Annotated in this window: 12 protein-coding genes; 3 read left to right on the forward strand and 9 right to left on the reverse strand. The window is 70.8% G+C overall.

The genetic code is table 11. The features are described from left to right. Positions 1 to 3: 3 nt before the first annotated feature. Both R0232_RS01600 and R0232_RS01605 read left to right on the forward strand, forming a co-directional pair. A complete protein-coding gene (locus tag R0232_RS01600; protein ID WP_208513281.1) occupies positions 4 to 213 on the forward strand; it encodes a zinc-finger domain-containing protein in 210 nt (69 codons plus the stop codon). A gap of 42 nt (positions 214 to 255) precedes the next feature. Next, positions 256 to 1,380, forward strand: coding sequence for a DUF2827 family protein (locus R0232_RS01605; RefSeq protein ID WP_431511045.1), 1,125 nt, complete (start codon positions 256 to 258; stop codon positions 1,378 to 1,380). On the opposite strand, the gene R0232_RS01610 is transcribed toward R0232_RS01605, so the two are convergent. From R0232_RS01610 to R0232_RS01650, 9 genes are all read right to left on the reverse strand, one after another. Next, positions 1,377 to 2,414, reverse strand: coding sequence for an NADP-dependent oxidoreductase (locus tag R0232_RS01610; protein WP_431511046.1), 1,038 nt, complete (start codon positions 2,412 to 2,414; stop codon positions 1,377 to 1,379). The genes R0232_RS01605 and R0232_RS01610 overlap by 4 nt on opposite strands. A 109-nt stretch (positions 2,415 to 2,523) precedes the next feature. After that, positions 2,524 to 3,147, reverse strand: a complete 624-nt coding sequence (locus R0232_RS01615) for a TetR/AcrR family transcriptional regulator (protein ID WP_431511047.1) — start codon at positions 3,145 to 3,147, stop codon at positions 2,524 to 2,526. A gap of 52 nt (positions 3,148 to 3,199) precedes the next feature. After that, positions 3,200 to 4,471 carry an O-antigen ligase family protein gene (locus R0232_RS01620; RefSeq protein ID WP_296774607.1) on the reverse strand — a complete coding sequence of 424 codons (1,272 nt, stop codon included), beginning with the start codon at positions 4,469 to 4,471 and terminating at the stop codon, positions 3,200 to 3,202. An 80-nt stretch (positions 4,472 to 4,551) separates the two neighbouring features. Further along, entirely contained in the window at positions 4,552 to 5,736 is a 1,185-nt protein-coding gene (locus R0232_RS01625; RefSeq protein WP_395349371.1) for an ATP-binding protein, read from the reverse strand. Positions 5,737 to 5,821: 85 nt separating this feature from the next. Further along, entirely contained in the window at positions 5,822 to 6,544 is a 723-nt protein-coding gene (locus tag R0232_RS01630; protein WP_093344026.1) for a response regulator transcription factor, read from the reverse strand. Between the two features lie 66 nt (positions 6,545 to 6,610). Beyond that, positions 6,611 to 8,260: an NAD(P)/FAD-dependent oxidoreductase gene (locus R0232_RS01635; RefSeq protein ID WP_431511048.1), complete on the reverse strand. Its 1,650-nt coding sequence runs from the start codon at positions 8,258 to 8,260 to the stop codon at positions 6,611 to 6,613. 14 nt (positions 8,261 to 8,274) lie between these two features. Then, positions 8,275 to 9,096 carry a beta-ketoacyl synthase chain length factor gene (locus tag R0232_RS01640; RefSeq protein ID WP_398496570.1) on the reverse strand — a complete coding sequence of 274 codons (822 nt, stop codon included), beginning with the start codon at positions 9,094 to 9,096 and terminating at the stop codon, positions 8,275 to 8,277. Then, the gene (locus R0232_RS01645; protein ID WP_431511049.1) at positions 9,093 to 10,298 is read right to left on the reverse strand and encodes a beta-ketoacyl-[acyl-carrier-protein] synthase family protein; all 1,206 of its coding nucleotides are present in this window, start codon (positions 10,296 to 10,298) and stop codon (positions 9,093 to 9,095) included. The genes R0232_RS01640 and R0232_RS01645 overlap by 4 nt, the downstream gene beginning before the upstream one ends. 127 nt (positions 10,299 to 10,425) lie before the next feature. Further along, complete coding sequence (locus R0232_RS01650; RefSeq protein ID WP_431511050.1) at positions 10,426 to 11,871, reverse strand: AmpG family muropeptide MFS transporter; 1,446 nt, start codon at positions 11,869 to 11,871, stop codon at positions 10,426 to 10,428. Between the two features lie 71 nt (positions 11,872 to 11,942). On the opposite strand from R0232_RS01650, the gene R0232_RS01655 reads away from it, so the two are divergent. Beyond that, entirely contained in the window at positions 11,943 to 12,797 is an 855-nt protein-coding gene (locus tag R0232_RS01655; protein ID WP_431511051.1) for a M48 family metallopeptidase, read from the forward strand. Positions 12,798 to 13,009 lie beyond the last annotated feature (212 nt).

Raw genomic sequence — 13,009 nt, forward strand, 5'->3', positions numbered from 1 at the left:
AACATGTCCACCACTGCAGTCGTCGAACTCCTCGCGAAGGAGCTCAACCACCAGGGCGGCGTGTTCTGCCCCAGCCCCAAGGCCGACATGAAGCTCTGGAACAGCCACCCCAAGGTCTACCTGGACGTGGCGCGCACCGGCGAGGCCAAGTGCCCGTACTGCGGCACCACCTACCGGCTCAAGGCCGGCGAGGTGGTGTCGGCGCGGCACTGACGCAACCTTAGAAAAAGAGACCGGGGGAGGCCCGGAACATCCATGAAGATCAACGTCGCGATCACGATGGAGATCCGGGCCGATGCACGGCAATCGATCTGGTTCAACGGCGCCAACCAGCACTGCGTGTACCTCTACATGCTGCTGAAGCGCTCGCCGCTGGTGGGCGAGGTCTGGCTGGTGCACGGCGACGGCGTCGCCGCCTATGCCGAGGGCATGATGCTCGGCGAACTGGCCGGCGCGCTGCGGCCGCTCTCGACGGTGGTCCACCAGACCGACCTGCTGATCGAGATGAATGCGCTGGTGCACCCGACGCACGTCGAGGCGGTGCGCCAGCGCGGCGGGCACTGCGTGTCCTACCGCTTCGGCAACGACTACGTGGTGGCGGTCGAGACCATCAACTTCCAGGCCAATCCCTGGCTGCCGAACCCGCACCGCGTGCAGTTCGACGAGCTCTGGACCAACCCGCAGCACGCCCACACCTGCAAGAGCTACTTCGAGGCCGTGTACCGCGCGCCGGTGCATGTGCTGCCGCACGTGTGGTCGCCGTACTTCCTCGAGCAGAGCCTCGCGGCCAATGCCGAGCTCAAGGCACGCTTCGGCTACCGCAACCAGGGCCGGGCCAAGCGCATCGCCTTCTTCGAGCCGAACCTCAACGTGGTCAAGAGCTCGCTGATCCCGATGCTGGCGGCCAACGAATGCCATGTGCGGCGGCCCGAGCTCGTGCAGCACGTCTACATGACGAACACCTTCGACAAGAAGGAGAACACGGCCTTCAAGCACATCGCGCTGGGGCTGCGGATGGTGCAGGACGGCAAGGCCACGGCCGACCCGCGCGCGCCTTTCGTCGAATGGGCCGCGCATCACACCGACATCGTGGTGTCGCACCAGTGGGAGAACGGCCTCAACTACCTGCTGTACGAGGCGCTCTACGGCAACTACGCGCTGGTGCACAACTCGCCGTTCCTGCGCGAGGTGGGCTACTACTACCCCGAGTTCGAGGTCTTCGAGGCGGCCGCCGCGATCGAGCGCGCGGCCGAGACGCACGATGCGCAGCTGGATGCGCAGGCGCAGGCCAACGCGGCCTTCCTGCGCACGCTAGCTCCGGCGCACGCGCCGAACATCGAGGCGCACGACGCGCGCATCAGGGCGCTGTTCTCGAACTAGGTCTCGTCGGCCACGCGCACCACGCGCTTGCCGAAGTTGCGCCCCTGCAGCAGGCCGATGAAGCCGGCCGGCGCGCTCTCCAGGCCCTCGACGACGTCTTCCATCGGCCGGACCTCGCCGCGTTCGATCCAGTCGCCCATCTCGCGGCGGAAGGCCTCGAAGCGCTCGCCGTAGTGGTCGAGGATGACGAAGCCCTGCATGCGGATGCGCTTCTGCAGCAGCGAGGCCATCAGCAGCGGCAGGCGGTTCGTCCCCTGGGTTTCGCCGTCGGCGTTGTAGTCGGCGATGTGGCCGCAGACCGGCACGCGCGCGCCGATGTTGAGCAGCGGCAGGACCGCGTCGAACACCGGTCCGCCGACGTTCTCGAAATAGACGTCGATGCCCTTGGGGCAGGCCGCGGCGAGGCGCTCGGCCAGTGAGGGATCGTGGCGGTCGAGGCAGGCGTCGAAGCCCAGCACCTCGACCGCGTGGCGGCACTTGTCCGCGCCGCCCGCGATGCCGACCACGCGCGCGCCCTTCAAGCGGGCGATCTGTCCGACCATCGCGCCGACCGCGCCGGTGGCCGCGGCCACGACCACGGTCTCGCCGGGCCTGGGCTGGCCGATGTCGAGCAGGCCGACGTGGGCGGTGAAGGCCGGCATGCCGAGCGCGCCGAGCGCGAGCGAGGGGCGCGCCATGTCGCCCAGCGGCATCAGGTCCTGGCCGTCGGACAGCGCGTAGTCCTGCCAGCCCGCGTTGCCGAGCACGAGTTCGCCGGCGCGGAACCGTGGATGCCTCGAGGCCACGACGCGGTTGACCGTGCCGCCCACCATCGGCTGGCCCAGCGGCACCGAGGCCGCGTAGATCGGCGCGACCTCGTCCATCAGCTGGCGCATGTACGGGTCGAGCGAGAGGTACAGCGTGCGCAGCAGCACCTGGCCTTCGGCGGGCGCGGGCACGGCGCCCTCCTCGAGGCGGAAGTGCGCGGGCGTCGGCAGTCCGCGCGGGCGAGCGGCGAGGACGAGGCGGCGGTTGACGGTGTCGCTTTGGGGCATGGACAGGGGCTCCTGGGTGGTGGAAGGGCGATGACCTGGCAGGTAATTAGACCGGTCGTCTAGAAAAGGGCCGCAAAAAAGGCGGGAGCGACATCCGTCGTCCCGCCTCTCAGCCGACCGGGGTGGGAACGGGGGCCAGACCGAGCGCCTGCCGCGTGCCGGCCATGGTGCGGTCGAGCGGTGCGCGGTCACGCGCGATCTTCGCGAGCAGGCTGGCGCCGAGCCAGCTCTGGTAGAGCGAGACCGCCTGGGTCTGTGCGGGATCGCCGGCTTCGGCGGCGGGCAGCGAGCCATCGGCGCGGCCGGTCTCGATGCAGTGTGCGAGCCGGTCGGTGATCTGGCGGATGCCGCGGTCCAGCGCCGCGCGCATGGTCTCGGACAGGTCGCAGACCTCGGCGCCGAGCTTCACCACGAGGCAGCGGCTCTGGGCGTCGTCGCCGGTCTGCGAGTCGAGCCAGTCCTGGAAGTAGGCGACCAGCTGCTGCGCGCCCGTGCCCGACTCGGCCAGCAGGGCGTCGGTGCGCGCGAGGTAGTCGCTGAAGTAGGCCTCGAGCACCGCCTCGCCGAAGGACTCCTTCGAGCCGAAGTAGTGATAGAACGAGCCCTTCGGCACCTTGGCCAGGCTCAGCACCTCGGCCAGCCCGACGGCCGTGAAGCCCTTGCGCAGCAACAGCGGATGCGCCACGTCGAGGATGTGGCGGCGAACGTCGGGAGGCGTGGCGACGGCAGTCATGGCGCCGGACTCTAGCGCCGATTAGACCAGTCGTCTAGTACGAGATTGCGGGTCAGCCCGGCGCCGCCGCGCGCTTCGAGGCCTCGGATTCGCTGCCGATCCGCCGGCCCGGCCAGAGGTCGCGCCAGGGCTCGGGGTCCTGCCGCTCCTGCGCCAGCCGCAGGTAGACCATCGCGATCCACAGCAGCGCCAGCCCGATCTGCGCGTCGCGCAGCGCCGAGTTCACGCAGGAGGCGATCAGCGCGATCAGGGTCGCGGCCAGCGCATAGCGACCCGCGATGTCGGGCCGCTTCCAGGCCTGCCAGACGGCCGCGACCATGATCGCGAGCAGGCTCAGCAGCCCAGGCAGGCCGCCCTGCGCGCCCATCCAGAGGAAGTCGTTGTGCGGCATGTTCGAGTCGGCGAACAGCGCGGGGCCGCGCTGGTGCCACTGCTCGGTCCAGCCGCCGATGCCCCAGCCGGTGAGCGGCCGGTCGGCGATCATGCGGCCGGTGTCGCGGTACATGAAGTAGCGGATGACCATGCTGCCGTGGAAGATCTCGCCGGCCTGCGCCTTCTCGATCTCCTGGATGCCGACCTCGACCTTCTGCTGCAGCTGCGGCAGCTGGTAGAGGCCCGCACCCAGCACCACGGCGCCCACGATCAGCGCCGCCGACAGCGCCTTCAGGTGGCTGCGCCACTGGTGGATGCAGACCAGCGGCAGCACCAGCAGCAACGCCAGCACCGAGGTGCGCGAGGTCAGCGGCAGCGCCACCACCGCCATCAGCAGCAGCACCAGCGCGAAGGCCGGCAGCGCGCGCAGCGGCCGGTGCGCCGCGATCTGCGACAGGCCCCAGACCGCCGCCGTCGATGCCACCACGCTGAACAGCAGCGCGTTGCTGATCGACTTGTTGCCGACCTCCATCACCACGCCGCGCAGCGGCGCCCAGATGTGGAAGCCGCCGACCGCGTAGAACACCACCACCAGCAGCAGGTTGAGCGCCGAGATCAGCAGGAAGCCGCGCAGCGCCCACATCGCCTCGTCGCGCGCGAGCGCCATCGCCATCAGCAGCGTGGCCGCGATGCGCAGCCCGTGCACCAGGTTCGAAGGGGTCTCGGGGTAGTGCGGCCGGATGGCCAGCACGATCAGGGTCCAGGCCACATAGGCCACGACCGGCCACCACAGCGGATTGGCGCGCAGCCGCGCGATGCGTTCGCGGCCGCTGCCCGCGACCAGCAGGGCGACCAGCAGCAGCAGGGCCGAGAGGTAGGTGACGCCGACCGGCATGTACACCGCGAGCCCCCAGAACATGGCCGCGGGCCGGACGATGTGCGATCTCTGCATAGGGCGCGAATTCTAGGGGGCCGCATTCCGGCGCAACCTGACTTCACCCCGGGGCGCGCGGGGCTTGGCCGCGCCGTGCCTCAGCCGCGCGGCAGCCGGATCACGAAGCTCGCGCCGCCGCCGGGCCGGTCCTCGCAGCGCACCGTGCCGCCATGGCGCTCGGTGATCGACTTGACCAGCGCCAGCCCGAGGCCGACGCCGCCGTTGCGCTCGCTCGCGCCCGGCAGCCGGTAGAAGGGCTCGAAGATGCGCTCGCGCAGCGCGGCCGGCACGCCCGGGCCGCGGTCGTTCACGCGCACCGTGGCCTGGCCGTCGGCGCTGCCGAGCTCGACCGAGATCTCGCCGGCGCCGTAGCGGCGCGCGTTCTCGAGCAGGTTGCGGATCACGCGGCGCAGCAGCCGCGAGACGCCCGGCACGGTCAGCGCCGCGTTGTCGGTGCCTTCCACCAGGTCGAGCTCGGCGTCGACGCGCGCGCATTCCTCGGCGGCCAGGCCGGTCAGGTCGACCGCCTCGATGGTGCCCATGTCGGCCTCGCTGGCGTCGAGCCGGCTGGCCAGCAGGATCTCGTCGATCAGCTGATCGAGCTCGGCGATGTTGCGCGAGATCTCGGCGCGCGCCGCGGGGCTCGGCTGGTCGCCCATGAGCTCCAGGCTCATGCGGATGCGGGTCAGCGGCGAGCGCAGCTCGTGCGAGGCATTCGCCAGCAGCGACTTGTGCGAGCGCACCAGCTGTTCGATGCGCACCGCCGATGCATTGAAGCGCTTGGAGAGATCGGCCACTTCGTCCTGCCCTTCCTCGGTGACGCGCACCGACAGATCGCCCTCGCCCCAGCGCTGCACGCCGCGCTGCAGCGTCTCGAGCCGCTTGGTGAGCCGGCGCACGATCGGATAGACGCCGAGCGCCACCGCCACGCCGACCAGCGCGATCATCCAGCCCAGGCCGAAGGGCGTGCGCCAGGGCGCGAAGCCGCTGGTGCCGGTGGCGCGCTCGCGCGGCGCCACGCGCAGCGTGATCTCCTTGCCGTCGCTGAGCGTCACGTCGAATTCCAGCCCCTGGCCCGGCACGCGCAATGCCTTGCCGGCGCCGATCTGCTTGTCCTGCGCGTCGAGCACCACCACCTCGCGCGGCACCGGCGCGAGCCGTTCGCGCTCGGCCTCGGCCGCCACGCGCACGATCCAGTTGGCCATCAGCGTGAGGATCACCACGCCGCCGACCACCGCGAGCCAGATGCGCACGTAGAGGTGGCGGGAGTACAGATTGATCATGGGGAGGAGGGGAGTGCGGCGGCCGGGGCCGGCCGCCTTTTCTGGAGAGGTGCCACGAGCGGGACGGAAATCACCCGTCGGCCGTTCAGTCCTGCTGCTTGGCGAACACGTAGCCCACGCCGCGGACCGTGAGGATGCGCTTCGGATTCTTCGCGTCGACCTCGATCGCCGCGCGGATGCGGCCCATGTGCACGTCGATCGAGCGGTCGAAGGCCTCGAGCTCGCGGCCACGCACGGCTTCCATGATCTGATCGCGCGTCAGCACCCGGCCCGCGCGCTCGGCCATCGCGACCAGCAGGTCGAACTGGTAGGAGGTGAGGTCGGCCACCTGGCCGGCTACCGAGACGGTGCGCGCGTTGCGGTCGATCTCGAGCGTGCCGAAACGCATCATCGACGCGGCCTCGGCCTCGGTGCTGCTCTCGCCGCGGCGGCGCAGCACGGCGCGGATGCGCGCCAGCAGCTCGCGCGGCTCGAAGGGCTTGGGCAGGTAGTCGTCGGCGCCGATCTCCAGGCCGATGATGCGGTCCATCGGGTCGCCCTTGGCGGTCAGCATCAGCACCGACACCTTGGAGATCGCGCCCGGCAGCGCGCGGATGCGGCGGCAGACCTCGAGGCCGTCGGTGTCGGGCAGCATCAGGTCGAGGATGACGAGGTCGGGCGCGTGCTGCTGCAGCTGCTCGAGGCCGCTGGCGCCGTCGCCGGCATGGTTGAAGCCGAAGCCCGACTGGGTGAGGTATTCGCCGACCATCTGCGCCAGGCGCTGGTCGTCTTCGATCATCAGGAGTTGGGGGGTGCTCATGCGCTTCATGGTGTTCCACCGGGAGCAAGCTGGCTTGAACGCTCCGTAAAGTTGGGTAAACCTGGTGCCGCGGTGTCAACCGGCCGGCACTGCGAAAAGCATAGCGCCGTCGTCCTGCGCAGCGGCCGAAAGCCGCTCCGCGCCGCGGTATTCGGGCTGCGCGAGCAGGGCCTCGAGCGCGACAGCCTCGAGCGCCGGATCGCAGTCGCGCGCCCGCGCCAGGATCTCGCCGGCCAGCCGGCGCAGCTGCGCGGTCGAGGCCCGGATGCGCGCCTTGAAGGCCGCGTCGTCGAGCCGGTCGTTGAGGCTGCGGTTGAGCTCGGCGAACCACGGCATCGCGGCCTGGTCGAGCATCGCCGCGCGGTTGCGCTTCTCGCTCGCGCCCGACCAGGCGCGCAGCAGCGCCTGCACCGCGAGGTTGAGGCGCTGGCAGTGCTGCAGCTCGTCGCGCACGCTGCCCAGCAGCGCCAGGTCGGTGAGCCGGCCCTGGAAGAAGATCTGCGACAGCACGCCCCAGTAGTAGGCGTAGTCCCAGATCACCTTCACCGGCAGCACCTCGGGATCGCCGAACAGCGGGTACTGGTCCTGGTAGAGCGCCAGCGTGCTCTCGTAGAACGAGTGGTAGATCTGGTCGTAGAGCTGCGCGCGCGCCTCGATCGAGCGGCCGCGCCGGTCGTGCGCGATCAGGTCGGTGATGTAGGTGTTGCCGATCGCGATGAAGTCGCTGCCCGGCGAATAGAAGGGGTCGAGGAACAGGCCGGCCTCGCCGGTCAGCGCCCAGCGCCGGTCCGAGAACACCTGCTTGCAGCCGTACGAGAAGTGGCGCAGGAACGCGAAGTCCTGCAGCAGGTGGCGCTTGCCGTCGAGCGCCTCGTAAAGCCGCGGCTGGTAGGTCGCGAACCAGGCCATGGCCTTGTCGAAGCTGTCGATGGTGGCCAGCGGATGCAGCTTCTGGTCGGCCACGATGCCCACCGAGTGCGAGCCCGAGGCCAGCGGGATCAGCCACACCCAGTAGCCCGCGCCCACCAGGTGGTTGGTCGACAGCCACCGCGCCTGCGGATCGCAGCGCGCGCGCCAGGCCTCGTCGTCGCTCCAGTGATCGATGGTGATGCGCTCGCCGATGCGGAACCACACGGCGTTCACGTCGTGGTCGTTGGGCTGCGCCAGCCCCAGCTTGCGCTTGAGCAGGCCGGCGCGCCCGCAGGCGTCGATCAGCCAGCGCGCCTCGGTGTCGCGGGTTTCGCCGCCCTGGGTCCATTGCAGCCGGTGGTGGGTGGCGCCGTCCTCGGCCAGCTCGATGCGGCGCACGAAGGCGTCGTCCGCGAAGTGCACGCCGTGGCGCGCGGCCTCCTGCGCGAGGTAGTTCTCGAGGATGCCGCGATCGATCTGGTAGCTGGGCACCGACAGGTAGCGGCTGGCGCCGATCTCGGTCACGCCGTCGATGTCGCGCCGGCCCTCGCTGAAGAAGAAGCGGAAGCCGAACTTGCGCAGCTGCTCGTTGTGGAAGTGCGGCTTCAGGCCCAGCACGGTGTCGAAGTAGTGGGCGCCGATCTCGACCGACGATTCGCCCACCTTGTGCGCCGCATGCGGCACCGGGTGCGCGCGGCGCTCGAGCACCAGCACCGAGAGGTCGTCGAAGCGCTGGCGCAGCTGCAGCGCGAGCGTGAGCCCTGCCAGACCGCCACCCATGATCACTGCGTCGTAACGAGGGGCGGTCGGCTTCATTCGGGGGTTTTCCGTCAGTGCCCGCCGGGCCGCAGCAGCAGTCTCAGCGAGAGGGTGGGGGACAGCGGCAGCGTCACCGGCGCATCGGTGCGGCCGTCGAGCCGCGCCAGCGCCTCGAACAGCCCGAGCGCCTGCGCCATCGGGTTGACCTGCGCGAGCGTTTTCGCCGCGTCGGACGTGGGCGCCGTTCCGGCCGCGCCGTCGCTGGCCAGCGACCAGTCGAGCGCCGCCACCGTGCGTTCGGTGGGCTCGGGCGCCAGCACCAGCGCCAGCGCGAGCTGGCCCTGGCTGCCCGTCACGGCCGCCAGCGGGCCGGAGGCGGGCGCGTCGTAGCCCACCAGCAGCACCGCCTCGCGGTCGGCCGCGCACTGCGCCGCGGCCTCGAGCAGGGCCGCGCCGAAGCTGCTGTCGTAGGCCGAGATCGAATTGCTCGCGGCCATGCAGCCGGTGCCGATGGTCCAGTAGCCCACGGCGGCGTTGTGCACCGAGTTGTGGAAGCGCGTGGGCGACAGCACCGACGGATCGGTGGCGAGCGTGCTGCACATGTAGTCGTTGATCGACAGGTCGCCGTGCGCCGAGACGAACACGCAGGGCAGGTCGGCGGCCTGCCGGCCCGAGCCGGCGATGGCGGCGGCCGCCACCTCGAGCGCCAGCGCCACGGTGTCGGGCGCGCGGCGGCGCTCGGCCGGGGCCAGCACCTGCGGCGCCGGGCGCTTCGCGGGCGGATCGGTGAGCGCGCCCTCGCCGCGGAAGGCCGCGCGCGCGGCCTCCCAGCCGGGCAGGGTGGGGGCCCAGAAGGCGGGCCCCTCGATGTAGATCGTCGGTGTCGTGCTCATGCGCCCATCGCCTTGCCGAACACCAGTGCGCAGTTGTTGCCGCCGAAGCCGAAGGAATTGGAGAGCGCGTAGCGCACCTCGCCGCGCGCCGGCGCGAGCCGGATCTGCGGGCCGAAGCCCGGGTCCAGCGCGGCCGAGTTGACCGTGCCCGGCATCAGGCCGCGCTCGATCGCCAGCAGGCTGATCACCGCCTCGACGATGCCCGCGGCGCCCAGCGTGTGGCCCGTGAAGCCCTTGGTCGAGCTCGCATGCGTGCGCGCCGGGAAGCGCCGCGCCACCAGCGCGCCCTCGACCTCGTCATTCTTCTGGCTCGCGGTGCCGTGCATGTTGATGTAGTCGATCGCCTCGGGCGCGAGGCCGGCGCGCGCCAGTGCCTCGTCGAGCGCGCGCTCGGCGCCCAGGCCCTCGGGATGCGGCGTCGACATGTGGTGCGCGTCGCTGGCCTCGCCGTAGCCCAGCAGTTGCAGCCCGGTGGCGGAAGCGGCGTCGGCGCGCTCGAGCAGCGCGAAGCCCGCGGCCTCGCCCAGGCTGATGCCGTCGCGGTCCGGATCGAAGGGCCGGCAGGGCCCGCCCGACACCAGCTCGAGCGAGTTGAAGCCGAACAGCACGCTGCCGCACAGCGTGTCGACGCCGCCGACCACGGCCGCGTCGACCAGGCCCAGGCGGATCAGCCGCTCGGCCGAGGCGAACACCTTGGCGCTCGACGAGCAGGCGGTGGAGATGGTCTCGCTCGGCCCCTCGAGGCCCAGCACTTCCTGCACGAACATCGCGAGCGAATGCGGCGTGTGCACCTTGGGGCGTCGCTGTGCGGGCGGAAAGGCGCCGCTGGCGTCGAGTTGGGTATAAGCAAGCTCGGCCTCACCGATGCTCGAGGTCGAGGTGCCGAGGATCAGCGCGATGCGCGCCGCGCCATGGCGCCGGCGCGCCGCGGCCACGGCCTTGAGGAAGCCGTCGGCCTGCAGGCCGAGCCAGGCCAGCCGGTTGTTGCGGCAGTCCCAGTGCGCGAGGGCGTTGGGCAGGCGGATCTCTTCGAGGCCGTCGACGCGGCCGATCCAGGTCGGCAGCGGCGCGGGGCCGAAGTCGTTGGCGCGCAGGCCGCTGCGCGAATGTTCGAGCGCTTCGGCAAGCGGCTCCTTGCCGACGCCGACGGCCGAGGTGGCCGTGTAGGCGCTGATCTGGAGGGGGGGAATGCGGGCGGGCACGGTGTGGGCGTGGCTGGGCGGTGACGCGGTTGGAGGAGTAGTTCTTGTGGTCGGGTCTGGGGAAAGCAGCGCAAAGCCTACCAGTTGCGGGGGTGGGGCCGTGTCGGCGGTTTCCTATGGGGCCGGGTCAGGATTTCCCGCTGTCCGGACCCACGGCCAGCGTGCGCGAGGCCAGCGCCACCAGCACCAGCACCGGCACGCCGAGCAGGGCGGTCGCATAGAAGAAGGTGCTGTAGCCGTAGGCGTCGACGAACACGCCCGAGTAGCCGGCGATGAACTTCGGCAGCAGCAGCATCAGCGAGCTGAACAGCGCGTACTGCGTGGCCGAGTAGCTGATGTTGGTGAGGCTCGAGAGGTAGGCGATGAAGGCCGCCGATGCGATGCCGCCCGCGAGGTTGTCGGCCGAGACCACGGCGATCAGCGCCGTGGTGTCGTGCCCGCGCGTTGCCAGCCAGGCATAGAGCAGGTTGCTGGCGGCGCTGAGCACCGCGCCAAGCATCAGCACCCGCATCACGCCCAGGCGCATCGACAGCACCCCGCCGATGAAGGCACCCACCAGCGTCATGGCGACGCCGAAGGACTTGCTGATCGTCGCCACTTCGTTCTTGGTGAAGCACATGTCGACGTAAAACGGGTTGGCCATGATGCCCATGACTACGTCGCTGATCCGGTAGACGGCGATCAGCGCCAGGATCAGCGCCGCGTGCCAGCGGTAGCGGCGGATGAAGTCGGCAAAGGGTTCGATCAGCGCGCTGCGAAGCCATTCGGCGGCGCCTCGCGCCCTGGGCAACTCGCGCCGCACGGGTTCGGGCGAAAACAGCACCGTCAGCACGCCGATGGCCATCGATCCGGCCATGACCAGATAGGCGGTGCGCCAGGCGCCCTGCGCATACGTGCCGGCGGCACTGGCGGCCTGGGCGATGGTGCCGGCCACCGCGCCGCTGGCGGCCCGGCAACTGGCGGCGACGGAGTCGGCCACCGGGCCTTCGGCGACGTTGGCCACCCACAGCACCCCCGCCCCGGCCCAGATCATCGCGAGCCGGTAGCCGGTCTGGTAGGCCGCGGCCAGCGCCGCCTGCTTGCGGGTTTCGGCCGACTCGATACGGAAGGCGTCGAGCGCGATGTCCTGCGTGGCCGAGCCGAAGGCCACCAGCAGCGCGCACCAGATCATCGGCGTGAGCCCCTGGCGCGGATCGTTGACCGCCATGCCGACCAGCCCCGCGATCACCATCCCCTGCGCCAGCAGCAGCCAGCCGCGCCGGCGCCCGAGCAGCGTGGTCAGCGGCGGCAGCGGCAGCCGGTCGACCAGCGGCGCCCAGACCCATTTGAAGCCGTAGGCCAGGCCGACCCAGCTCAGGTAGCCGATGGTGGCGCGGTCGATGCCGGCCTCGCGCAGCCGGAAGCTCAGCGTGCCCAGCACCAGCAGCAGCGGCAGCCCGGCCGAGAAGCCCAGCGCCAGCATGCGCAAGGTGGCGGGTTCGAGGTAGACCTTCAGGGCGTCGCGCCAGGGCGGCGAACCGGCGGCGGTGGATTCGGCGGGCGGGACGGAAGACATGTGGGGGCGATTGTCCATGAGCGCCGCGCCTGCCGGCCGCCGGGTCATCCACCAAGGCGTCTTCATTTGTTCCTATCATCCGGCCCCATATGTGCACACGCTGCGATCGCTCCGTTCCAGTCGGCTCCGCCGCTTCCCCCTGGCAGCCGCGGCGCGCCTTCCTGCTGGCCGCGGCCGGCGCGGCATTGAGCGGGCCGGCGCTCGCGCAGGTCGACGTCGGCAATGCCTCGGTCGCGCGCAACCTCGTGCCGGCCGACCGCATCGAGGCCGCGGGCGGCCAGCAGTACGGCGAGCTGCTGGAGCAGGCGCGCGCCAAGAACGCGCTCGCGGGCGACGGCAATCCGCAGCTGCAGCGGCTGCGCGCCATCGCCAACCGGCTGATCCCTTTCGCCACGCCCTGGAACAGCCGCGCGCGGCAATGGAAGTGGGAGGTCAACCTGATCGGCAGCAAGCAGATCAACGCCTTCTGCCTGCCGGGCGGCAAGATCGCCTTCTTCACCGGCATCCTCGACCAGCTCAAGCTCACCGACGACGAGGTCGCGATGGTGATGGGCCACGAGATGGCCCATGCGCTGCGCGAGCATGCGCGCGCCCGCATGGCCAAGAGCGCGGGCACCGGCGCCGCGCTCTCGATCGGTGCGCAGCTGCTCGGCCTGGGGCAGGTCGGCGACCTCGCCGCGCGCGCGGGCACCCAGCTGCTCACGCTCAAGTTCAGCCGCGGCGACGAGACCGAGGCCGATCTCGTCGGCCTGGAGCTCGCGGCGCGCGCCGGCTACGACCCGAAGGCCTCGGTCTCGCTGTGGAACAAGATGGCCACGGCCTCGAAGAACCAGGGCGGGCTGAGCTTCCTCTCCACCCACCCGAGCGGGCCGGACCGGATCGCGAAGCTGCAGGCGAATCTGCCGAAGGTGGAGAACCTGTACCGGGACGCCAAGAAGAGCTGAGCGCCCTGTCTTCCTCCTTCCCCCTCTGGGGGAAGGCCGGGATGGGGGCTCCGGGCGGTGGATGCGGTCTGCGCTGTTGCAAGGCCCGGTGCCCCCACCCCAACCCTCCCCCAGCGGGGGAGGGAGCCATACATAAATACCTGAGCAGCTGATGCCGTAGGCGCGTCGGCAGCGGCCCGTGCGCGCTGGCACGCCGCTTGCATCTCGACTTG

It is taken from the genome of Variovorax sp. DAIF25 (assembly GCF_050711835.1).
Taxonomy (GTDB): domain Bacteria; phylum Pseudomonadota; class Gammaproteobacteria; order Burkholderiales; family Burkholderiaceae_C; genus Variovorax.

Excerpts from the sequence above, each read along its gene's own strand:
- R0232_RS01605 (WP_431511045.1), top strand. The coding sequence starts at position 256 with ATGAAGATCAACGTCGCGATCACGATGGAGATCCGGGCCGATGCACGG.
- R0232_RS01600 (WP_208513281.1), top strand. The coding sequence starts at position 4 with ATGTCCACCACTGCAGTCGTCGAACTCCTCGCGAAGGAGCTCAACCAC.
- R0232_RS01615 (WP_431511047.1), bottom strand. The coding sequence starts at position 3,147 with ATGACTGCCGTCGCCACGCCTCCCGACGTTCGCCGCCACATCCTCGAC.
- R0232_RS01650 (WP_431511050.1), bottom strand. The coding sequence starts at position 11,871 with ATGGACAATCGCCCCCACATGTCTTCCGTCCCGCCCGCCGAATCCACC.
- R0232_RS01630 (WP_093344026.1), bottom strand. The coding sequence starts at position 6,544 with ATGAAGCGCATGAGCACCCCCCAACTCCTGATGATCGAAGACGACCAG.
- R0232_RS01625 (WP_395349371.1), bottom strand. The coding sequence starts at position 5,736 with ATGATCAATCTGTACTCCCGCCACCTCTACGTGCGCATCTGGCTCGCG.
- R0232_RS01640 (WP_398496570.1), bottom strand. The coding sequence starts at position 9,096 with ATGAGCACGACACCGACGATCTACATCGAGGGGCCCGCCTTCTGGGCC.
- R0232_RS01635 (WP_431511048.1), bottom strand. The coding sequence starts at position 8,260 with ATGAAGCCGACCGCCCCTCGTTACGACGCAGTGATCATGGGTGGCGGT.
- R0232_RS01655 (WP_431511051.1), top strand. The coding sequence starts at position 11,943 with ATGTGCACACGCTGCGATCGCTCCGTTCCAGTCGGCTCCGCCGCTTCC.
- R0232_RS01610 (WP_431511046.1), bottom strand. The coding sequence starts at position 2,414 with ATGCCCCAAAGCGACACCGTCAACCGCCGCCTCGTCCTCGCCGCTCGC.
- R0232_RS01620 (WP_296774607.1), bottom strand. The coding sequence starts at position 4,471 with ATGCAGAGATCGCACATCGTCCGGCCCGCGGCCATGTTCTGGGGGCTC.